At 42.7% G+C, this 22,504-nt stretch carries 20 protein-coding genes and 2 tRNA genes; 11 read left to right on the top strand and 11 right to left on the bottom strand.

Annotation, left to right across the window (positions count from 1 at the left end):
- Window positions 1-67 precede the first annotated feature (67 nt).
- The 3 genes from ACTUJY_RS17245 to hemA are packed head-to-tail and all read right to left on the bottom strand — an operon-like array spanning window position 68 to window position 3,380.
- Entirely contained in the window at window positions 68-949 is an 882-nt protein-coding gene (locus tag ACTUJY_RS17245) for an aspartoacylase (RefSeq protein WP_463617368.1), read from the bottom strand.
- Between the two features lie 57 nt (window positions 950-1,006).
- Window positions 1,007-2,095, bottom strand: a complete 1,089-nt coding sequence (prfA, locus tag ACTUJY_RS17240) for a peptide chain release factor 1 (protein ID WP_463617367.1) — start codon at window positions 2,093-2,095, stop codon at window positions 1,007-1,009.
- 13 nt (window positions 2,096-2,108) lie between these two features.
- Window positions 2,109-3,380 (bottom strand): glutamyl-tRNA reductase, encoded by a 1,272-nt coding sequence (gene hemA / locus ACTUJY_RS17235; protein WP_463617366.1) that lies wholly within the window; start codon window positions 3,378-3,380, stop codon window positions 2,109-2,111.
- 256 nt (window positions 3,381-3,636) lie between these two features.
- Here hemA and ACTUJY_RS17230 point away from each other — a divergent pair, with 256 nt between their 5' ends.
- The 9 genes from ACTUJY_RS17230 to ACTUJY_RS17190 all read left to right on the top strand — a co-directional run bounded on the left by ACTUJY_RS17230 (window position 3,637) and on the right by ACTUJY_RS17190 (window position 12,519).
- Window positions 3,637-5,616, top strand: a complete 1,980-nt coding sequence (locus tag ACTUJY_RS17230) for a tetratricopeptide repeat protein (protein WP_463617365.1) — start codon at window positions 3,637-3,639, stop codon at window positions 5,614-5,616.
- Window positions 5,613-6,254, top strand: coding sequence for a lipoprotein insertase outer membrane protein LolB (gene lolB, locus ACTUJY_RS17225; protein ID WP_463617364.1), 642 nt, complete (start codon window positions 5,613-5,615; stop codon window positions 6,252-6,254). The genes ACTUJY_RS17230 and lolB overlap by 4 nt, the downstream gene beginning before the upstream one ends.
- Window positions 6,247-7,122: a 4-(cytidine 5'-diphospho)-2-C-methyl-D-erythritol kinase gene (ispE, locus tag ACTUJY_RS17220; RefSeq protein WP_463617363.1), complete on the top strand. Its 876-nt coding sequence runs from the start codon at window positions 6,247-6,249 to the stop codon at window positions 7,120-7,122. The genes lolB and ispE overlap by 8 nt, the downstream gene beginning before the upstream one ends.
- A gap of 11 nt (window positions 7,123-7,133) precedes the next feature.
- Window positions 7,134-7,208 (top strand) — tRNA-Gln (locus ACTUJY_RS17215).
- Between the two features lie 192 nt (window positions 7,209-7,400).
- Window positions 7,401-8,348, top strand: coding sequence for a ribose-phosphate pyrophosphokinase (locus ACTUJY_RS17210; protein WP_463617362.1), 948 nt, complete (start codon window positions 7,401-7,403; stop codon window positions 8,346-8,348).
- Window positions 8,349-8,564: 216 nt separating this feature from the next.
- Complete coding sequence (locus tag ACTUJY_RS17205; RefSeq protein WP_463617361.1) at window positions 8,565-9,182, top strand: 50S ribosomal protein L25/general stress protein Ctc; 618 nt, start codon at window positions 8,565-8,567, stop codon at window positions 9,180-9,182.
- A gap of 27 nt (window positions 9,183-9,209) precedes the next feature.
- Window positions 9,210-9,797, top strand: a complete 588-nt coding sequence (gene pth, locus ACTUJY_RS17200; protein ID WP_463617360.1) for an aminoacyl-tRNA hydrolase — start codon at window positions 9,210-9,212, stop codon at window positions 9,795-9,797.
- A gap of 254 nt (window positions 9,798-10,051) precedes the next feature.
- On the top strand, window positions 10,052-11,143 hold the full coding sequence (gene ychF / locus ACTUJY_RS17195; RefSeq protein WP_463617359.1) for a redox-regulated ATPase YchF: 1,092 nt from the start codon (window positions 10,052-10,054) through the stop codon (window positions 11,141-11,143).
- A 362-nt stretch (window positions 11,144-11,505) separates the two neighbouring features.
- Window positions 11,506-12,519, top strand: coding sequence for a class I fructose-bisphosphate aldolase (locus ACTUJY_RS17190; protein WP_463617358.1), 1,014 nt, complete (start codon window positions 11,506-11,508; stop codon window positions 12,517-12,519).
- A 14-nt stretch (window positions 12,520-12,533) separates the two neighbouring features.
- Here ACTUJY_RS17190 and ACTUJY_RS17185 read toward each other — a convergent pair whose 3' ends face one another.
- Together ACTUJY_RS17185 and ACTUJY_RS17180 are read right to left on the bottom strand one after the other, a co-directional pair.
- Window positions 12,534-12,959, bottom strand: a complete 426-nt coding sequence (locus ACTUJY_RS17185) for an SRPBCC family protein (protein ID WP_463617357.1) — start codon at window positions 12,957-12,959, stop codon at window positions 12,534-12,536.
- A gap of 109 nt (window positions 12,960-13,068) precedes the next feature.
- Entirely contained in the window at window positions 13,069-13,698 is a 630-nt protein-coding gene (locus ACTUJY_RS17180; RefSeq protein ID WP_463617356.1) for a peroxiredoxin-like family protein, read from the bottom strand.
- Between the two features lie 176 nt (window positions 13,699-13,874).
- Between ACTUJY_RS17180 and ACTUJY_RS17175 the strand changes: the two genes are divergently transcribed.
- Window positions 13,875-13,951: transfer RNA gene (locus ACTUJY_RS17175), tRNA-Met, on the top strand.
- Window positions 13,952-14,030: 79 nt separating this feature from the next.
- On the opposite strand, the gene ACTUJY_RS17170 is transcribed toward ACTUJY_RS17175, so the two are convergent.
- The 6 genes from ACTUJY_RS17170 to ACTUJY_RS17145 form a co-directional block, all read right to left on the bottom strand.
- On the bottom strand, window positions 14,031-15,086 hold the full coding sequence (locus ACTUJY_RS17170; RefSeq protein ID WP_463617355.1) for an RES family NAD+ phosphorylase: 1,056 nt from the start codon (window positions 15,084-15,086) through the stop codon (window positions 14,031-14,033).
- Complete coding sequence (locus ACTUJY_RS17165; RefSeq protein WP_463617354.1) at window positions 15,086-16,057, bottom strand: sce7725 family protein; 972 nt, start codon at window positions 16,055-16,057, stop codon at window positions 15,086-15,088. Before ACTUJY_RS17165 ends, ACTUJY_RS17170 begins: the two co-directional genes overlap by 1 nt.
- A gap of 13 nt (window positions 16,058-16,070) precedes the next feature.
- The gene (locus tag ACTUJY_RS17160) at window positions 16,071-16,925 is read right to left on the bottom strand and encodes a sce7726 family protein (RefSeq protein WP_463617353.1); all 855 of its coding nucleotides are present in this window, start codon (window positions 16,923-16,925) and stop codon (window positions 16,071-16,073) included.
- 676 nt (window positions 16,926-17,601) lie between these two features.
- On the bottom strand, window positions 17,602-17,745 hold the full coding sequence (locus tag ACTUJY_RS17155) for a hypothetical protein (RefSeq protein WP_463617352.1): 144 nt from the start codon (window positions 17,743-17,745) through the stop codon (window positions 17,602-17,604).
- Window positions 17,746-17,754: 9 nt separating this feature from the next.
- The gene (locus ACTUJY_RS17150) at window positions 17,755-17,952 is read right to left on the bottom strand and encodes a hypothetical protein (RefSeq protein WP_463617351.1); all 198 of its coding nucleotides are present in this window, start codon (window positions 17,950-17,952) and stop codon (window positions 17,755-17,757) included.
- Between the two features lie 126 nt (window positions 17,953-18,078).
- A complete protein-coding gene (locus ACTUJY_RS17145) occupies window positions 18,079-18,618 on the bottom strand; it encodes a hypothetical protein (RefSeq protein WP_463617350.1) in 540 nt (179 codons plus the stop codon).
- A gap of 450 nt (window positions 18,619-19,068) precedes the next feature.
- Between ACTUJY_RS17145 and ACTUJY_RS17140 the strand changes: the two genes are divergently transcribed.
- Window positions 19,069-22,428, top strand: coding sequence for a zinc dependent phospholipase C family protein (locus tag ACTUJY_RS17140; RefSeq protein WP_463617349.1), 3,360 nt, complete (start codon window positions 19,069-19,071; stop codon window positions 22,426-22,428).
- The last annotated feature ends 76 nt before the right edge of the window (window positions 22,429-22,504 follow it).

The following is a 22,504-nucleotide window of genomic DNA, read 5'->3' as shown; positions in this document are numbered from 1 at the left end:
AAACTGAAACTAGCACTGAACACATTTGAGATACAATGATGGAATAGTGTGAATATTTTACAATTAACTAATTTAAATTTATTTTTCGTTTGATTAACGTACAAAAAGCAAGTTTTTGATCATAATAAGCCGCTTCATTCACAAAACTGATATAGCAGTCTTCTCCTTTATACAAAACATCCTCACCGCTCATGCTTCGGAAAATTGGGTCTTCTGAATTCAATTTACAATAATCTCGATTTTGAATATTTGGATGAATATAACCGACAATTTCACCTTGCTCATTTAATGGAAATCCCACTTTTCCGGTGTACTCCATAACTTCAATTTGCTTGGGCAAGTCTGTCAGTTTTTGCTCATTCCAAAGAGCGACAAAATCCAATAATTGATAAACGGCCGTCTCGGTTTTTTCAATGGGCTCATAATGCAACAATCCTTGCGCTACCGGCCCAACTTCCACAATGACATTATGATCGGCAAGGGCACATAAAAAGTGATGGTCTTTGATCATTTCTGCTTCGGAAGTCGCGACAACGTCTTTACGTTGCTGTGTCATATAACCCACCATGGCGTGATGAAAAGGATCGTGCTTCGTTAAAACAAGGTTTACCCCCATATTGGCGGTCGACGTATGCAAATCAATGATCATATCGTAACGGCACGAACCTTTTGCTCCCAATTGATCAACTAATTCATGCGCCCGGTTAATTTCTCTTCCTTTCAATGCACTGTCATTCAATACCGCAGAACTGAAGCAGCGATTCAAGTCTTTATCAAGATAACGACGGTTTGCTTTTACCGCATCCGGATTGGCGAGCAACAAGTCGACTTTAACGCCAGGGCGTTGAATTTTGTCTGAGTACGTTTTCCATTTATTGATTAAAAACACTCCGGTTAATTCATTGCCATGAGTTCCACCGACAATCAGAATGTTTTTAATCGTTTTCATGACTTCTCCAAAAGTGAAGTTCTAAGTTCTAAGTTTAGTACTTAGCACTTATGAATATCAATTCGCCTCCGACATGGCCGCTAATTGATCCGCTTGATATTCGTTGACCAAAGGCTCAATGACCTGATTCAGATCGCCTTCCATAATTTCATCGAGCTTGTACAAGGTTAAATTAATTCGATGGTCAGTCATTCGACCTTGTGGAAAATTATAAGTGCGAATACGTTCACTGCGATCGCCACTCCCCACCAAATTGCGACGCGCTTCCGTTTCTTCACTTTTGGCTTTATCTTCTTGCGCAGCAAGTAATCGCGATTTCAGCATCGACATCGCTTTCGCGCGATTTTTATGTTGTGAACGCTCTTCCTGGCATTCCACAACCACTCCTGTTGGCAAGTGAGTAATCCGAATAGCAGAGTCGGTTTTGTTAACGTGCTGACCACCGGCACCCGACGCACGGTAGGTATCGACACGCAAATCGTTTGGATTAATATCGATTTCGTCCATTTCATCAGCTTCAGGCAATATGGCAACGGTGCAGGCTGATGTGTGCACTCGCCCTTGCGACTCGGTTTCGGGTACGCGTTGTACGCGATGCGCACCTGACTCAAATTTGAGTCGCGAATAAACACTGTCACCAGCGATACGACAAATGATTTCTTTGTAGCCGCCATGTTCCCCTTGGTTTTCACTCAATACTTCCATTTGCCATCGGTTTCGCTCAGCATACTTGGTATACATGCGGAATAAATCGCCGGAAAAAATAGCCGCTTCATCGCCACCGGTACCGGCACGAATTTCTAAGTAAATATTTTTCTCGTCATTGGGATCTTTCGGCAGTAACAACTTTTGAAGCTCGAGTTCAAGTCGTTCAACATCTTCTTTTCCTTGTTTAAACTCTTCTTGCGCCATATCACGCATATCCGGATCCGAGTCCTTCAACATTTCTTCCGCCGTTTCTACGCTTTCCACCGCAGATTGATAATCTTTAAATGCCTTAACCACATCTTCCAACTGTGAATATTCTTTCGATAAATCACGAAACTTATTTTGATCACTGATTACATCGGGATCACCAAGCAGAGCAGCAATTTCTTCATGACGCTCTACCAGCGATTCCAGTTTAAAACGGATCGAATCTTTCATTGCAGGCTTCCAGTTATTTTTGCGAAGGGTCCGAGTTCAATCCCAAAATGTTTTTTACTAATTGCACTTCGGGATCGGTAGCGGATGAATTATTCAAATTACGTAAGTATTGCGTAGGATTGTGCATTACCTTATTGGTCAGGCGATGCGCAAACTCCTGTAAAACCTTCTCAGCCGACTCGCCCGACTGTAATTGTGTAATAGCGCGCATCAGTTCTTGCTCTTTAACGGATTCGGTATGATCGCGATACTCGCGCACCAAATCAACCGCATCTAGCGACTTAACCCAATCCAAAAAATGTTCAGACTGGTTCGCAACAATATCTTCCGCTTCCTCTGCCGCCTGACTGCGTGCTTTTAAATTCTCATCAATCACATCTTTTAAATCATCAACACTGTACAAGTAAACATCCGTCAACTGACCGACCTCCGGCTCAATATCGCGTGGCACAGCCAGATCAACCATAAATATGGGTTTATGTTTACGACGTTTGATGCACTCTTCGATTAAACCTTTCCCAACAATGGGCAACGGACTTGCGGTTGAAGAAATCACAATATCCGCTCTCGCCATATGTTCGTGTAACTGATTTAAAGTAATGGGCACACCATTAAATGGACGGGTTAATTCTTCAGCGCGTTCCAGGGTTCTGTTAGCCACTATCATTTGACTAACGCCCTGATTATGAAAATGACGTGCAGCCAACTCAATGGTTTCGCCCGCACCAATATAAAGCGCTGTAACTCCGGACAAATCAGTGAATATTTTACGCGACAATGTCACTGCAGCGTATGCGATCGATACAGCACTGCTACCTATTTCAGTATCAGTACGCACTTTTTTGGCTACCGAAAAGGTGTGTTGAAACAGCCGATCTAACAACAACCCCAGCGTTCCGGCACTTCGCGCAAACTGAAACGCATCTTTCATTTGTCCTAAAATTTGCGGTTCGCCCAACACCATGGAGTCTAATCCGCAAGCAACTCGCATCACGTGTTGAATAGCTTGTTCACCGCTATGCACGTAACTGCAGCGTTCAAGTGCTTCAACTTCCAACGTATGATAATTAACCAACCATTGCTTTAAACGCTGATGGGCTTGCTCATCACCACGAAAGTAAACTTCCATACGATTACAGGTGGAAAGCACCGCAACTTCTTCCAATTGTGCTTCTTTTTGCAATTGGCGCAAAGCATCCTGAATAGAGGCCGGGTCAAAAGCGACTTTTTCGCGAATTTCAACCGGTGCGGTTTTATGATTAATGCCAAAAGCAGAAACGGCCACAAGCACACCCTCAGCCTATTCGGCAACAACGTGTCGAAGCATTGCTGCAGCAGTGAACTGAAACGGATTCGGATAGGTCAAACGGGTATTGGCCATTGAGTTAAAATACTAACAGATATGAATTTGGCGGCATTATAACATCGACCCTAATGAGAGGTAATGCCCTTAAAGCGGTTCATCACATTGGCTTTTCGTAGCAAAAGTCTCATAATGACGCCTTCTTTAAGCCTCAGATTAAAGATCCAAGGATAATCCGTTGCGTATCCAATTAATAACGCTCATTTTGAGCTCAGTGCTTTGTATTGCTGGTTGCCAGACCGCAACCAACGTTATTCCGACGCCAGTAGAAAGCGAGATGATCGAACGACAGCTTTCCGATCGACTGCGTTCAGAGGTCTACCAGGCAATTCTGACCGCAGAACTTGCGCAAGGCAAAGGCGATCTAGAATCAGCATTGACGCAATACTTGTACGCATTAGCCATTTTACCCGACGCCGAAATAGCCGCCGAAGCCATTGTACTTGCTCAAAAAACCAAAGATCCCGCGGCCATCATACAAGCCTCTCAAAGCTGGCTTCAGGTCGAGCCAAGTAGCGAAAAGGCACTCGAGGCCAATATCCTTGGCCACCTCATGCAATTCGATCAAAGCAATGACCTGCGTGAAGAATCACTGCAGTCGGCCTATGAAGGCACTCGCAAGCTCATTCAACTCAATGGTGACTTACATAAAAACTTTCGAGAGTTATCGGGATTGAGTCGTATCTATTTACAAAATTCGACACTCGCATTGTGGCAAGTATTGGTTCGCGATCAAAGCGAAAGTCCACTCGGCTGGGCTTTACTTGCTGATGCTTATTTAAAAGTCGCCAACTTATCACGCGATACCAGCTTTCACGAGAAAGCGGAACAAGCCATAGAAGCGGCTTTACGACGAGATGAAACATTCTCACCAGCCATTAATTTAAAAGTAGATTGGATGCGCATTCAAGGCAAAGAAGCGCACATTAACAATTTTCTTGAAACGCTGCTGATTGAAAACCCCGATAATGTTGGCGCCTATACCGCGTTGGCTCAAGATCACTACCGTAACCGACGATATCAGCAAGCCATTATTGCAACCAAACGCTGGCAACAAATGACCCCTGATGATCAAGAAGCTCGTTACATGCTTGCTGCCAGCTATTACGGCTTACAAAACTTTGAAAAGTCGCACCAAGAATTTTTACACCTGATCAACTCCGGCTATAACCGTCAGGTCACTTATTATTATTGCGGAGACACTGCCGAGCGTATCGAACACTTCAACCAAGCCATTGCCTGCTATCGACAAGTTGACGAAGGCAAGTATTGGTTACCGGCACAACAACGACTCAGCTACATATTGATCAATCTAAATCGTGAAAAAGAAGCATTGGAAAGGCTGGAGCAATTTGCTCTCAACGCGGCTCCCGAGAAAGCCGAACAAAGTATTGTGTTGCGAGCCGACTTATTAATGCGACTCAATCGCCACCTGGAAGCCTTAGACTGGCTCACTCGGTTCATCAATCGCGATCTTTACAGTTTGCAGGTACCGTCCAAACATCTGCAAGCCATGATGCATATCACCCCCGAACAAAACTGGCCGGAATACAGCGATACCATCGCCAACCGATTAAATGAAAAGCTGAAGCCCGGATGGTACTTACAAGTAGCTGCGGAATTGAACGAAAAACAATCGGCTACAGCATCCATTGATTTAATTGATCACGCGCTTAATTATTTTCCAGAAAATGTCGATCTACTTTACTCTCGCGCTCTGTTACGCGAACAAACCGGTGAATTAGCCAAACTTGAAACCGAACTAAAATACGTTTATTCACTGGCTCCAGATAATCCTCATGTACAAAATGCATTGGGGTATACCCTAGCCGATTTAAACAAAGAGCTTGATTTCGCGCTCGAGCTGATTGAAAAAGCACAACAACGATTACCGCAAAGCAGTGCAGTCATCGATAGCTTAGGTTGGGTTCATTACCGGAAAGGTAATTTGCAGAAAGCGGAAAACTTGTTAAAAGCAGCCGTAGAGCTGGAAGCGGCACCGGAAATTCTGGCTCACTTATTGGAAGTATTAGTAAAAAACAACAAGGCCGAAGAAGCTCGAAAACTTTGGCAAAAATTTCAGAACGAATTTGGAGACGATCCTCACCTGGAAGCCATTATCCAGCAATTAAACTTGAATCTCTCGACGGATCAATGATGCTGCTTGCTTTGCCTCTGACCATCTCAAAGTGTACTCACATTTTTAAGCAAAGCCTGCTGCTTATTAGCATGATGTTTTTAGCGAGCTGCTCTTTATTTAAACCCGCGCCTGAGCTACCACAGAACCTGACGCCAAAACAGCGAGTCGAATACTTAAAGCGACTGGATTACTGGAAGCTCACCGGACGCATCGCCATAGTGACCCCGGAAGAATCCAACTCAGCCAATATCAGCTGGGAAAAGCACAACCAAAGAATGACACTTCGAATCTACGGCGCGCTCGGTGCAACCTACGCCTTGCTGACCAGTGAACCCGGATGGGCAAAAATAGAGCTTTCCGATGATCAAACTTCGGAAGGCGACGACGCCGAAATGTTGCTCTGGCAAACGACCGGCTGGCATATTCCGGTTAATCAGATGCAATATTGGATATTAGGCTTGCCACAGCAAGCACCGAAAAGCCAACTCAACTCCGAAGGCTATCTGCATTCTTTGGCATACGACCAGTGGCAATTACAATTTCAAAAATACCAACCTTTTTACGGTTTAGTAATGCCGAAAAAATTGCGCGCAAAACACCCAGAAGTGACGTTAAAGTTTGCTATTTACGATTGGGAATTCGTAAAACATGATTGACTCTAGTAAGTGGTGGCCTGCACCAGCCAAGTTAAATTTGATGTTGCATATAGTCGGTAAAAATGAAAAAAACTATCATTTGCTGCAAACGGTGTTTCAAATTCTCGACTACGGTGATGCACTTAGCTTTAACATAACCCCTAACAATCGAATTGATCTGCAATGTAATGTTTCAGCTCTGGAATCACGCGACAACCTGGTAATTAAAGCGGCAGAGCAACTCAAACCTTTTGCCGCACCAAACGCTGGTGTAGAAATTAATCTAAACAAAAAACTCCCAATGGGGGGTGGCATTGGTGGCGGTAGCTCTGATTGTGCGACAACTCTGGTAGCACTAAATCACCTTTGGCAGTGTGGGTTATCCCTCGAAAAACTGGCGAGCATTGGTTTGTCTTTAGGCGCCGATGTGCCTTTGTTTGTTCATGGCAGATCGGCTTGGGCAGAAGGCATTGGTGAGCAGTTATCCGCGCAAGAATTACCCAAACTTTGGTACCTTGTTGTGTACCCAGAATGTTTTGTATCCACTGCCGAAATTTTTTCAAATAAAGCGTTGACACGCGACTGCGAAATCAGCACAATACGCGACTTTCTCGCCCGGGGTGGTCCGAAACAGGGTTTCAATGTTATGGAATCTGTGGTTTTAGAACGTTACCCAAAGGTGAAAAAGGTGCGGGATTGGCTGCTTCAGTTTAATCCTCATACAAGAATGACCGGTAGCGGAAGTTGTTTGTTTGCACCCTTTGACAACGAGCGAGAAATGCGTAAAATAGCGTCCCGATGTGAATGGCCTCACTTCATGGCCCAAGGTGTTAACACTTCACCGCTTCACATCAAACTCGCAAAACTTAACGCTTTAACAAGCGGTTAAGTGACCTCTACAGGGGTGTCGCCAAGCGGTAAGGCAACGGGTTTTGATCCCGTCATGCGTTGGTTCAAATCCAGCCACCCCTGCCATTTTCCTCTTTCTAAGTTCTATAAAGATTTTCAGCGCAGCAATCACAACCTGAAGCGGTTATTCCTTGCTCCTCGTACCAATTACCTTACTCCTTATCCGTTCCTCCGGTTTTCAAAATCTCGATTTCAAGCTAAAATTCAGTCTTTCTCACTCGACTCCATCGAACGCCTTAAACTATTGGGAACTCTTCCATGTCCGACATGATGCTTTTCCGTGGTAATGCCACACCTGAACTCGCCCAGAAAATCGCAACCAACCTTGAAATTGAACTCGGTGACGCTACCGTAAGTCGATTCAGCGATGGTGAAATTAATGTAGAAATTCTGGAAAATGTGCGCGGTAAAGACGTGTTCATTATCCAATCAACGTGTGCCCCAACCAACGACAGCTTGATGGAAGTTGTGGTGATGGCAGACGCACTACGACGCGCCTCTGCTGGTCGAATTACTGCTGTCGTCCCCTATTTTGGCTACGCTCGGCAAGACCGCCGCGTACGTTCTGCACGTGTTCCTATCAGCGCCAAAGTCGTTGCCGACATGATGGCGATCGTTGGCATTAATCGCGTATTAACCGTCGATCTTCATGCCGACCAGATTCAGGGCTTTTTCGACATTCCGGTCGATAACGTATACGCAACCCCCGTGTTGCTGGATCACATTCTTAACCAAAAGACCGATAACTTAATGGTTGTCTCACCCGACGTTGGCGGTGTGGTTCGAGCGCGAGCGGTGGCCAAACGCCTAAACGATGCCGACTTAGCCATCATTGATAAACGACGCCCAAAAGCCAATCAAACCGAAGTCATGCACATTATTGGAGACGTAAAAGATCGAGACTGCGTCATTGTGGATGATATGGTCGATACGGCAGGCACCTTATGTTTAGCAGCGAAGGCGCTTAAAGATAATGGCGCTAAGTCCGTAATGGCCTACTGTACACACCCTGTACTTTCAGGAAAAGCAATCGATAATATCAACAGTTCAGCGCTCGATAAACTGGTTGTTACGGATACTATTCCACTGTCTGACGACGCTAAATCCTGCGAACGCATAGAGCAGTTAACCATGTCTAACGTTCTCGCCGAAGCCATTCGTCGCGTAAACGAAGAAGAGTCTTTATCCACCATGTTTTTGGACTAACCTCATTCCATAGGCCAGGTTATTACGAAGGAGCTATCGGCTCCTTTTTTATTTTACCCTTCATTCGGTACCCACTTTTTCAAATCGGTTTACCTACTCACGTGGAAACTGTATAATTTGCCGCCCTTTTGAGGCCTGCTTAGCAACGTCTCTCGGGAAAGCTCCGACTTTGGTCGCGAAGTCGGAAGTGTTTATTCTAATTTTTGGAGAAAAACCATGAACTTATTTGAACTGAATGCCGAGCTGCGTTCGGACATGGGGAAAGGTGCGAGCCGCCGCCTACGTCGCGAAACAGACAAAATTCCAGCCATTTTATACGGTGGTGATAAAGCACCACAGCCCCTTGCACTGGATCACAACGAAGTATTACAGCACGTTGAACACGAAGCGTTTTACTCACACATTTTGACTCTGATGATTGATGGCAAGAAAAACAAAGTCATCTTGAAAGACATGCAGCGTCACCCTTTCAAGCCGAAAGTCACTCACATGGACTTCCAACGCGTATCCGATAACGCTGTGATTACCATGCAAGTCCCACTGCACTTCCTGAATGAAGAAGGCAGCAAAGGTGTTAAAGCCGGTGGACACATTCAACATCACATGAACACCGTTGAAGTATCCTGTAAAGCCAAAGATCTTCCGGAATACATCGAAATCGACATGGCTGATGTTGATGTAAACGATGTTGTTCACCTGTCAGACATCAAGTTGCCTAAAGGCGTCGAAATTGTTGAGCTGGCCCACGGTGACGATCACGACCAATCCGTTGTTTCCGTTCACCGCCGTGGTGGTGCAGCAGAAGCCGCTGAAGAAGAAGCAAGCGAAGAGTAATTCTTCGTGACATTTGAATACTGACAAATGTCCGCTATCAAACTCATTGTGGGCCTGGCCAATCCCGGCCCACAATATCAAGACACTCGCCACAACGCCGGCGCCTGGTTCGTCGAAGAACTGGCTCGCCATTATCAAATTTCTCTCAATCCAGAATCCAAATTTTTCGGCTTAACCGGTCGAGGCTTAATTAACGGATCCGATACCCGATTACTCATTCCCACCACTTTTATGAATTTAAGCGGAAAAGCGGTTGGAGCCATGGCACAATTTTTCAAGCTGGAACCACAAGAAATTCTGGTAGCGCACGATGAGCTTGATATCAATCCCGGAGAGATTCGATTAAAAAAAGGCGGTGGTCACGGTGGGCACAACGGGCTGCGAGACATCATTGCACAACTGGGTAATCAAAAAAATTTCTATCGATTACGTGTTGGTATTGGTCATCCGGGAGACAAAAACAAAGTCACCGGTTTTGTCCTTGGCAAGCCCTCAACCACAGAGCGTAAAAATATAGACGACACAATTTACGAAGCCGTTCGTTCTATTGATGATATATTAACGGGTAAGCACGACAAGGCAATGCAGTACTTACACAGCTTAAAAGCAAGCTAGCGAGTTGCGAGTTGCGAGTTGCGAGTTGCGAGTTGCGAGTTGCGAAAAATTGTAGTGTGTGGTTATAACCCACCAGCAAAAGTTTCCGGATTTATCCGGGCAAATGACTATAAGTTTTAAGTTTTAAGTTTTAAGTTTTAAGTTTTAAGTTTTAAGTTTTAAGTTTTAAGTTTTAAGTTTTAAGTTTTAAGACATTTTGTTTATCAAATTAAAATTTACAACTTCAAACTTCCACCTGAAAGAAAGGTTTCACTATGGGTTTTAATTGCGGAATTGTTGGCCTGCCCAACGTAGGTAAATCAACGTTATTCAATGCTTTAACCGATGCGGGTATCGATGCACAAAACTATCCGTTTTGCACCATCGATCCGAATACTGGCGTTGTTGGAGTGCCCGACCCTCGTCTTAATAAACTGGCCGATATTGTTAAGCCGCAAAAAATACTTCCAACCACCATGGAGTTTGTGGATATTGCCGGCTTGGTGGCAGGCGCTTCAAAAGGTGAAGGCCTAGGTAATAAGTTTTTGGCCAACATTCGCGAAACCGATGCGATTGCTCACGTTGTGCGTTGTTTTGAAAACGACGACATTGTTCACGTTGCGGGCCAAATCGATCCGATTGCCGATATTGAAGTGATCAATACCGAATTAGCCCTTGCTGATTTAGAAAGTGTGGAAAAAGCCATTTTACGAGCGACCAAATTAGCGAAAGGTGGTGATAAAGAAGCAAAAGCACGGTTGACTGTTTTAGATCGTATAAAGCCCGTTTTAGATGAAGGCCACCCGGTTCGCTCTATCGATTTCGATAAAGATGAACGAATCATTGTGAAGCAATTGCATTTAATCACCTCAAAGCCGACGATGTACATTGCCAATGTGAATGAAGATGGATTTGAGAATAACCCAAACCTGGATAAAGTGCGCGAATTCGCAGCCAAAGAAAATGCGGTTGTTGTTCCGGTTTGTGCAGCAATGGAATCCGAAATCGCCAGTCTGGAAGACGACGAAAAAGTCGAGTTTCTGTCTGAAATGGGTTTAGAAGAACCCGGATTAAATCGAGTGATTCGAGCGGGCTACGAATTATTAAACCTTCACACTTACTTTACGGCTGGCGAGAAAGAGGTTCGCGCCTGGACCGTTCGTGTTGGTGCGACAGCGCCTCAAGCTGCCGGCGTGATACACACCGATTTTGAAAAAGGTTTTATACGTGCCGAAGTTATCAGCTACAACGACTACGTTGAGCTGGGTGGTGAACAAGCGGCGAAAGATGCTGGTAAATGGCGGCTGGAAGGTAAAGAGTATATTGTGAAAGATGGTGATGTGATTCATTTCCGATTTAATGTTTAAATCATAGTTGCGAGTTGCGAGTTACGAGTTACGAGTTACGAGTTGCGAGTTGCGAGTTGCGAGTTGCGAGTTGCGAGTTACGAGTTACGAGTTACGAGTTGCGAGTTGCGAGTTGCGAGTTGCGAGAAATAATAGACCACTTCAAACTTGACTTGGTTTCCTTTATTCAAAATCTCTGTTGAACCATACAGGATTTAACTCGAAACTGCTTTTTTGCTTTTTTGCTTTTTTGCTTTTCGCTCCTCGCCACCCGGACCTATTTCCATTCTCTACTCGAATCTCGTTACTCGCAACTCACAACTGCTCGGCGTATTTTCGTCTATGCTTACTCAACGAGTTATAAAAGACGCAGAGGGAATACGATGAGCGTTGTTCAGGATCTACAAAACACCATCAACGATATGGTTGATGACCACCGGGGAATCCTCGCCGCCGATGAAAGCAGCGGTACCATTGCTAAGCGATTTGAATCCATCAATGTCGAATCCACCGAAGAAAACCGGCGCTTTTACCGTTCGTTATTACTGACCACCGAAGGCTTAGGTGAATACCTCAGCGGTGTGATTTTATTTGAAGAAACGTTATCGCAACTCAGTGATGAAGGAGTGCCATTACCTGATGTTGCCTGGGCTCAAAAAATCGTGCCTGGAATAAAAGTTGATAAAGGCAAAGGCCCGTTACCCGGTGCTCCAGGAGACATGATTACTTATGGTCTCGATGGGTTAATGCAACGGCTCATTAACTATAAGGAAAAAGGTGCTCGTTTTGCCAAATGGCGAGAAGTTTACCCCATCACCAATAATAACCCGACGCAATTAGGTTTAACCGCCAATGCCGAAGCACTAGCCCGATACGCAGCCGAGTGCCAGCAAGTGGGCATCGTCCCCATTGTTGAACCGGAAGTATTGATGGATGGCGATCACGATATTGAACGCGCTAGCGAAGTGATAGAAACGGTTTTGCACGAAGTATTCTACGCACTTTACCGTCATTCTGTTTCTTTCGAACACATGATTTTAAAACCCAGCATGGTTACACCCGGTAAAGACGAAGCCTGCGCGACACCCGAGCAAGTTGCTGAATACACCTTAAGTGTTTTTCGGCGAAGCGTTCCCGCGGCAGTTCCCAGTATAAACTTTTTATCCGGAGGTCAATCACCCGAAGAAGCCACTGAAAATCTCAATGCCATTAACCAACAAAAAGGAAATGCCCCTTGGCAACTCGGCCTTTCTTATGGCCGGGCATTACAACAACCGGTATTACAGGCCTGGGCAGGGCACGTAGCAAACAAGCAGGCTGCTCAACAAGCGTTACTCAAACGAGCTAAATTGAACAGCCTTGCGCGTAAAGGTCAGTACACTCCTACGCTCGAATAATTACTTTTTCAGCCTCAGCCTTCAAAGTAGGCTTTAAGAGACTGTAGCAAAGCAGCGTATATCGGATCGCAAAACGCTTTTGCGCCTTCACCTCCGCTTTGCCAAGACGATTTCCAAATGACTAAAGTGCTTTGATCCAAAGTGGATGGATGCAGCTCTATTTCACCCACATAACCCACCACATTGTCTTTCGATACCGCATCAGGTCCATCATCAATACTGTATTTCAACACTTTATTTACATCGTCTAAGGCAAGTAGGGTTTCATGAAACACACCGTTTAAAATTCTTTGAGCACCTACCGTTTCGGCATCCTTAGTCCCTACTTTTTCAACCGACTCCACCACCTGTGGACACCAAGAAAAATCATGAAAATTACGCAGCGTTTGCCAAACTTTTTCAACCGGTGCCGGTATCACAATTGAGTTATAACAAGCCATTTCCATCTCCTTATTTAAGAGTGATTCATAACCATAGATCAAGTTCGGAAGATTAACACGCTAAACGCAATCATTTCTTCTTTCACCAATACTTTAATCAACGTTACCGCTATTGCAGAGCAACTTCTGCAGCTTTCACTAATAGCTCTGGATGCAGTCGAACTTTGTAGTTTGGGTTCACATAAGAAAATTGAATGACACCTTCTTTATCTACAACAAATACCGAAGGTACGGGCAATATCGATAATGTTTCCCCTTGTAAAGTCGGTAAAGTCGCCCCCGTTTTTTCCTTCACCAGTTGGGTATAGCGTTCTTCTACACGAAATGCGATCCCGAAAGCGCGCGCAGCTTCTAATCGGAAGTCCGACAATAAGGTGTAGCCGAGGTCGCGTTCTTTTTCGATTTTCGCAATAGTGTCCGGCAGCTCAGGGCTGACAGCAACCAGCTGATACCCCAATTTAGCCAATTTAAATTCAACTTCTTTGAGTTTGTTTAGTTGATGATTGCAGTAAGGGCACCAACCTCCTCGGTAAAACACTAAGATTAACGGTTTTTGAGACGCCAATTTTTTTAAAGAAACAGGCTTACCAGCGGAAGTCCAAACGGCGGTATTCGGCAGAGTATGCCCAGTAAACAGCGGATGAATTTGATCCGGCGAATCGGCAATGGAACTGCGCTGCTCAGCCACAAGCATCGATGTGAAAAATATCAGTATAAATATCAATAGGTTAGCTTTCATAATTGCCTTTCATTCGGTTTTTGGACAACGATCTAGACGAAGGCTAACCCATATTGTTACAGCAAGCCGAACAGAGCGAAAAAGAACCCCATCAACCCTTGACAGACGCGCCTTAAATCAGCAAAATACGCGCCTCCTGACGCAAGTCGAGCGGCTTCTCGGGTTAACTCCAAAATGGCAAGGTAGCTCAGTTGGTTAGAGCACATCACTCATAATGATGGGGTCGGCAGTTCAAATCTGCCCCTTGCTACCAGTATTTGCAAAAGCTAGCGCGTTAGTAACCGCTAGCTTTTTTTATGCCTGAAATTCAGTAAGTCCACGGTAAGCTCAGTTTACTCTTGTATTTCGGAGGCTTTCGCTTTGATATCAACACTCTCTACTTCGTGCAGTGACAATGATTCAACTCTTAGTAGGTCTTGTTTAAATATAGCTAGATTTGCTCCATCACTTACACCACTGTTATAAATAACACCATCAAACCCGAGTGACTTTATATATTCACACAAAAATTGTGATGGCAGGTACTTCAATTGAGCTTCGTACTCCTGAACTGGCTTACTCAAATCTTCACTAAACCTTTTAAGTAGTGCGATGTCAGCAAATAACTTTTCATCAATCTCAGGATAGTCAAAGGGAGATATAGTTTCTGCAGGACTTCTTAAATCAATTAATATCAAATCTTTATTATTATTAGGTATCAGTTTTGCTGTTGTGATTGTTTCTCCAACATGCGGCCTTAGCTCCGCAATAGCCGTTGCTTCAGTTGAAGCGACATATAGATAGGAAATACCAAAAGGATTCGCGCGACCTCCCGAAGCAATATTTGGAGGTGGAGCTTTCATATTTTTAGCTTCGTGCTTTTCGATGCCATTATTTTTTCTAGCTCTATGGAATGAATTATCTGGGAAAACCTCACTTAACTTTTTTTGAAGTCGCTCGATTATACTCCTTAGCTCCTCTTGCTTCCCATTGAGTTCAGTAAAAGTTTTAGGGAAAAAGCGATTGTCATGCATTAACTCGTCTGCAAGCACCTCCCATAGCCTAACTCTTCTTTCATCAATTTTTTTAGGTTTATAAAGAGTATCCTTTAAATCTGACTTTTCTAATATAGTACTCAATAAGAGCACAGCTGTATTTTCATTGAGCTCTTTAAATAGTCCCCAATCATTTCTCAATAAGTAAGCTAAATTTTCTCCTTGCTCATTTTCAGCGCAAACTTGATAAAAGTCAGCTAAGGGGTTGAACTTATCAAAAAGCCAGAGTGATTTAGATTCGATTACATCTACGTTATTAGCGCCACAGTAATAACATGAAGCTTTTTTTTTCGATTGAAATCGAATACCTTCAGCTAGTTGCTCATCATTAAAACAATTCCCACAACATTGCATTACTCGCCATCCAATTCCATTACATAATAAGCCATTAGTTCTATATGATGTTGCATAGACAAGCGCTTTACTACACCTAATCCTGGAAAATGCCGTTTGTCATAAAGTTCCTTAAATTGCCAGCAAGCATTTGTTGTAAAAGCTAATTTTTGATTGTCAATATCTGAAACCAACTTACTAACAGCCTCAAGAAACTTCCCACCAGGGTCGATTGGTGTAGAGTTCGAGTCGGATTTATAATGATTAATCATCATAATATAACCTTCATCTAACTCATCATCTTCATCATTAGAGCTTTCTAGATCAGTAATGTGAATTGCTACGGTGTAAGCAGGACCACCTGTTTCAGAGTAATCATCTCCTGTAATTGTAAAGTCGCCAAATCCTTGATAATTATTCCATTTATATGTCAAATGCAAGTCTGAAAAAAAGTCTCGCGTGTGATATTCTCGATTTACTTTTTTCTCAAAACCATCTCTAATCAATACTCGAAATTCTGCGTCATGAAATTGTCGAAGGTATAACTCTGAATTAACTCCTTCAATGAAGATATGCTGTCCTACATTTCTATTTTTCAGCATCCTTTTTAAGGATTTTGCTTTCTTAAATCCATAATGAATTAAAGATAAACGCCCTTCAGGATGTGCATCGAGTATCTTTTGAACATCTTCCAGCTGCGTCTCTTCTGTCAAGACTATCCCCAACACAAAATGTTTAGATGACAATCTATCATGAAGTTCTTGGGTGAGAACCTCATCATGATTATTCTTAAACTCTCCGTGAACTGGATTAACAATAAAAATAAAATCAGCTTTATATTCGATTAAAGAGTCAATTGCTTTCAAAATACTACTTCCATGTTTTTTAACCGGCTCTATAATCGGAACAAATCTAGAACCAGAGAAAGTGTTTGCATTATCTCTCAGCAAAATCAATTCGTTTTGCTTTCCGCGAAAGTATGGAAAGTACATAGCAAAGTCCTATTTACATAAAGTTCATCAATTTTTTTGATAGCAATCCATCATCTTCAAAATACTTACCTGACAAAGCCACCGACTTAAGAGAGTATGGCGCAGAGCTAATCTTGGTTTTATATTCAGCTGCTCTACCTTTCAATATGGCGAGAAATTCTTTGTGCAAGATATTCTTAGGTATTTGAACAAAAAGTTTTTTACACTCTCTTCTCAGTAGCGCACTCGGAAATGAAGGCCGGCCACCGTAGTGTTTTTCTAATACTGTTAGGTACTCTTCCTTTCGTAGAGTATCAAATATATATTCTTTATCCACATTCTCAAAATTGGATTTTGCTTCATTATAAACTCTTATTGAACCTCGCCTTGTCAGAGCAAGTACTCCAATATTTTCAGGGATGATTTCAATAACTTTTTCAACTAACGTTTCAGAAGTAAAAACACTAACAAATTCAGATAGCTTCACATAGTCTTTAATTTGCTTTTCAATTTTAATGAGAGAGTCATACTCAGTTTTAATTTCATATATGTGCGATGACCCATTTATAAACATTACATCAGCTTTTGAAGTACCTACTCGTAATTCAGTTAGCATTGCTGATGTGTTTAAAGAATGCCTTCCAAGCAAAACTTTATTTATTAAGAAGTTTTTATAAACATATTCGTTTCGGTAGTACTTATTCAAACCGTCAAATGCATCCTCAAAAAACTCTTTGAGTGTAGCTCGCTGCAAATAATCATGACCAAGCTCTGCATCTTTGATAACACTTGATAAAATACTCGAGCGTCCTGACTGCCTGAGTTCGTCAAACACTCCCATCGAAAATGAGCTGGCAAGCAAATTATATTTCTTTTGAGTTTCAGACATTTACAAGCCTTCTGCTCCATTAATACAATATTCAATGATAAGAATAATAGAATTACCAGTTTCAATCAATCCAGTTGAGGTATAGATATTTACAACTCCAAGGTTATTAAACATTCGATTTTCAATTTTTTCAACTACCATTGGTGCAATTGCGTGACTATATTTTGAGCACCAAATTTTAACCCAATCAACCGCTCAATAATTGTCCCTCCATTTTTAGACCCCTATATCTCGTCCGCAGATAAATCAAAGCAAACGCTATAGTAAGGCCGAAATACCTGCTCATTTCGTTTACAGAAAAAACCTCCCGTTAGCTGATTAAACTTACACCAGTCTGCTTCATCCGCTGCATTGCGGATTTCTTCAACCCGTTCTGGTAAATCTTGCTCCTTTGGCAACCGCCGTTATTCACGCCAGGCGGTCACGCTATACCCCCCAAATAAACTCAAATTGACGAATGCCCCAAACAGATCACCAAGTTTCTACCCTTTGAGCCGCTAAAATTGGTCTTCCCAATGTTAATCTTTCCGGGACACCCATAACTCAAATCCAATAATTACAGCTCGAACACAACTTTGAAGTGCAGTACTAAACCAAGTTGGTTAAAAAAAATTAAACGTCGTAGCTTATGAGTTATGAAAATTAGAACGACCTAATGGTTATTTTTCTTTCCATCTTAATTATTAATAAGTTTTTCATATGATTTAATGCGATCTTTTATTTCATTCTCATAATAAGATATTAACTCACGAGAACCGCCACAAATTCCTATTCGCTGACTTTCATGAAGAAAAATTAAATATTTTTTAGATACTGTCATTGAAACACCTCAATCACCACCACCAAACCCAGTCTGCAATACAATATTTTCTTGAACAGTCCCTTTGAGCGTTTCTAAGCGTTTAAAGTTTGCTTCAATATACGGTAGTTCGTATTCGTCTTTCGGTGTAACAACGCTTGCAGATGTTAACTTAGCGACAAATACAGCTTTAGTGTTTTTGTACTCCTGTTGTTCGTTTAATTCCACGCAGCTACAAGAGTATGCGTAGCTACTAACAACTAATAAAATTGATAAGTAGAGTAATTTCATATTGCTTCTAATACCTAACTCAACGGCTAATACTCCGCAGACCTTTTTTGTGTAACCTTTAGCCTACCTGCTAGCCTTTCCAACACCCGATTTAATATTAAATATTGCTGATGGCCCAATGTTTAAAGCGTTTGTAACAAAAAACGCTTCGACCTGAAGGTCAAGTGGGAACTGATATTTCGGATGTCCATCCAGCCATGCGAGTAGAAGCGTCATTTTTCCATCCTTAATAGGACCGACCAATGGGATATCTGGAAAGATTTCATCGGGTAATTTTCCGCTAATCACCCGAAAATACAGTGCAAACTCGTCAATTTTATAGGTTGAAGAAGCGGGTAGCGAAATTTCTAGATTAATTACACCAGCATCTGAACAAGAACTACCAGGCGATTTAGAGCCACGAGTAATATTTGTTACATTGACTATGGGCATCGGTACCTTCTCCCAATAATCACCTTCAGCATTTCTATCCTTCTGCTTGGGACCAGGATGTTGCTCCCATCGCTTTAAAGTAGGATTAAAAACATCTGCCCCTCCAAACGAACAAGCACCTACTTTAAAAGATATAACCATTAAGGTTAGTAATATTACTTTTTGATACATTCTAACTCCAACGAAAGTATTGAGAGATTCAACCACCACTTAAAGTACAAACGAAGTAAGTGCTGTTAAGTTTTAATACGATCTTTAGTTTTAAAAGATAAGCTAGAATTGAACCAATTCAAGTAAAGTACTGCACTTTTATTTTTTCACCTGAATAGAAAACAACCAACCTCCATCAATAGGCATTGCCATGGCCCCATCTATTCCGCGAAGTAAATGAATAAAGTTATTGCCTGAAACCCCGGTATTTGGCCAATTCTCGCAAGAAATACCAAAAATTGAAGTCATCTGTCGAAATTTTAAAAGCCCGATAGCGCCCAGTTCATTATTATCTCGCCGGCTTTAAAGGCAATGTTCCACCTTTAAAGATTTACGACTATCAGATACCTCAAGTTAGACATTCTTACTAAACCTTAATACTTCAAATTGATGTTAGGAAGTTCACGTACTATGAGAAACAAACTCTATTTTTTATTCGGCTTACTGCTCTTGGTTTCCTTTGAGTCCCACGGATTCAAAGTGGGAACCCATGCTTGGATTGGCCAACAAGTCATCGATGATATAAAAGACGATGGGAAAATTTCGCTTTACATCAACGGTCGCTGGGAAACCATAGCGGTTAACCCCGCACTAGTCGATGCTATTCTCCAAAATCAATCCGATTATTTAATGGGCAACATTGGCCCCGATGCGGTACCGGATGTGATTATTGGTCAAATGTATGTTCACCCTGGAATTGATGGCGCCTGGCAAACCAACGATTGGCTTCGACATATTGTCGAAAGCGGTAATGCCAACGACAGTGGTAAAGCTTTTGCCGCCGGCTACTTAGCTCACGCGGCGGCGGATGTTTTTGCGCACACTTACGTTAATCAATACGCTGGAGATGTGTTCAGTTTGATGGATGACTCACTCGTTGAGCAGCGTCACTTTATGCTCGAGAGCTATATCGATAAATTTAAGCCTCCGTTTAATGGCCCCGCGCTCATTAACAACGACGATGACTACGCAGAATTCATTCGAGACTATTTAATCTATAACGAAACGGCGCAAGAGCAGTATCGAAAAAGCCCCGAGGGTGCACATTTAGTCGCCTATCATGAGTACCGAAAGGCCATTGATAGCCTCGCAGAAGATGGCCTCTGGCACGAAATCGATGTTATTGCCGCCATCATTGTTGCGGAATATTATAATATTGAGCTGTCACCCGAAGAAGCGAGTATTTTAGTTAACGCAGCAAATCAAGTGATTGATTTTGCAAATGAAGAAATCACCGAAAATATTCAACAGTTCACCAATCATTTGTACGATCTCGTAAGAAAATATGAAAACATGGGCTTCACACGGGTAACGAATGCAGCCAATGCGGTTCGTGAGTCGGAAGCCAAATTAATCAATAAAAAACAAGAGTTGGATGAAAAAGTGCTTGAGTTGGACTCTCGCTTACGGAACTTGTCTTGCAATATATTGGGTGATGTTCACGACCCTCTCGGTATTCTTGAGGCGCTTAATATACCTACGCCAGAAAGCATTGTTGAATTTATTTTAGACATTGATCCAATACTGGGTGGTATTTTCGGCTCATTCAATTCACCTCCCCCCCAGCCTAAACGTTATTGGGAAATAACCGGTAATCGTGCGAAATATTTAGAAGTAGCGCAATATTATCGTAACTACGCTATTAACCTAAGACAGCAGTTTAATTGTGATGCAAATACCGATCAATCTGCATGTGATGCAACAATAAAAATGTGGCAACTTGCGGAAAAGCTGGAATCAATGGCGCCGAGTATACCAGTTGATCAAGAAGTCACCTACGTTCAATGGACCAATAGTTGGGAGGAAATTCACTACGCTGATGGCAATGGTTTCTTCTGTGCTACCGCTAATAAAGTAACCGACTCCATACTAAAAAACACCTTAAAGTACATTCAAGATTTAGAAGATGAAATTGTCGATGAAAAATACGAGTTCATTGACCATGTAGCCGCACTAAGAGAAGAGTCGTTAAATACGCTTGACTCTGTGCGAGCGATGGAAAATGCCATCATCGACCTGGGCCAAATGGCCAGTGGAGATGTCTCTCCGATTCAATCGCTGCTCCGCGGTTGGCGAAGTGATGTTGACTTAGCATTACGTGAGTATGTAAAAGCAACAAGCCAAATGATGATCAACACAATGGACCCAAATGCTTCATCCATCGAGCCGATTCAAACGTGGTTCGATTGCTATCAGTTGTCATTAATTGGCTTAAGCAATACGGTCACTGGTTGCGACTTTAGAAACGCAATACAAACGGTTTATCGGCATTTAGGCAATGTATTAACCATTCTTCACCATGCCGAATTACCCGCAGGTGTCGATACCGCTGTTGAAAAACTCAAAGAACTTAAAGAGCGAAAAGTTGAAGAAATAAAAGGAAAATTGGAAGAAAAAATCACAGACAAAGTGATAGGTTTGCTTCCGCAAAAATATCAGGACTTTATCGCGGTAACCACAATGGAAGTCAATGACCAAACGTTAAATCAAGTTTTTACCAAAGCAGAAACATTCGAGCCCAAAAAACATTTACTGATGTTTGATGATATGGCTGCGCGTGTTAAAGCCGATATGCAACTCTCGGGTGATACTTTTGATCCTGAACGTTATGCCGTGGTTCATAACGCCATTGTGCTTTCAAAGCTAGCATTGCTGGATGCGCAAGGATTAAAAACGTTAAGAAATTACATTTATAATCAACCGAACAACACGGCTAATGTCCCTTTTAATAATGTCGTTATTGATGCCTTTGCGAACATCGATGGTAATCACCAGTGGATGCCTTATTCTCCGCCGCTTCCAAACTCACTTGGAGAAAACTATTTAAATGATGGAAAGTCTTACGCGAGTGCTTATGGCTTTTATCCTTGGACGGATGATCGAGTTGCATTCTTTAGTAAACTATTCAAAGGGCCATTGTCTCCTGGTGTAGATGATCCAGAGCGACTGGGCTTTCGAGATCTGGTTCCCGCATCTTACCCTTACAACCCTACCGTTTCGGATCCGTATCCCGACTATAATATATGCGAGTCGGATTGTGAAACACCCGCTCCAACGCTTAGCTTTAAAATGACACCTACAAAAGTGGCGGCAGGTACTCGAGTGGCCCGCTTTTATGAGTCTCAACATGCAACGATGTGTACCGATGAATCAAACGTAAGCATACCTTTGAGTCAAAGCAACGGGTTAACAGTACCTTTATATCAATCGAAAACCTTTACGATTACCTGTAGCGGAGCGGGAGGCTCGGTCACTCGCTCTATTAGAGTTGAAGTCATCCCAAAACCAATCGTAAACTTTTCCATTAACCCAGTGAAAGTCGCTTATGGTAGCCGAGCGGTTCGTCAATACAGTACAAAATACGCAACCTCTTGCCGTGACGAAAATGGAGCCAGTATTCCCTTATCGAGCAGTCATTGGATTACGAATCGAATATATAAATCGCAGTTTTTCAAAGTCACCTGTTCTGGCATTGGAGGTTCAACTATTCGATCCATTTGGGTAGAAGTGAATGCGCCACCAACGTTAACCTTTACCGTAACACTCGATACAGTACCACAAGGCGGAAAGGCCATTCGTCAATACGTTTCGAAAAATGCAACGTCTTGCAAGGACGAAACAGGTGCGGCAATTCCACTCAGCAGTGACCGCCTGCCAACGCGTCAAATATTCAGACCACAAGTGTTCAAAATTACGTGTACAGGTCCAGCTGGGTCTGTGACTAAATCTGTTTATGTAGACGTCTTTAGCGGTGGCTTCGACCCACGTTAGTCATCTTCATTTGTTGCCTTCACTTTCCATAGTTTGGAAAGTGAAGGTATATTCCGTTAGGCTCTTAAATCCAAAT

Source organism: Pleionea sp. WD8-19, from assembly GCF_055326765.1.
The sequence above is the reverse complement of the archived record's forward strand: the minus strand, read 5'-3'. Positions and strand labels throughout refer to the sequence as shown.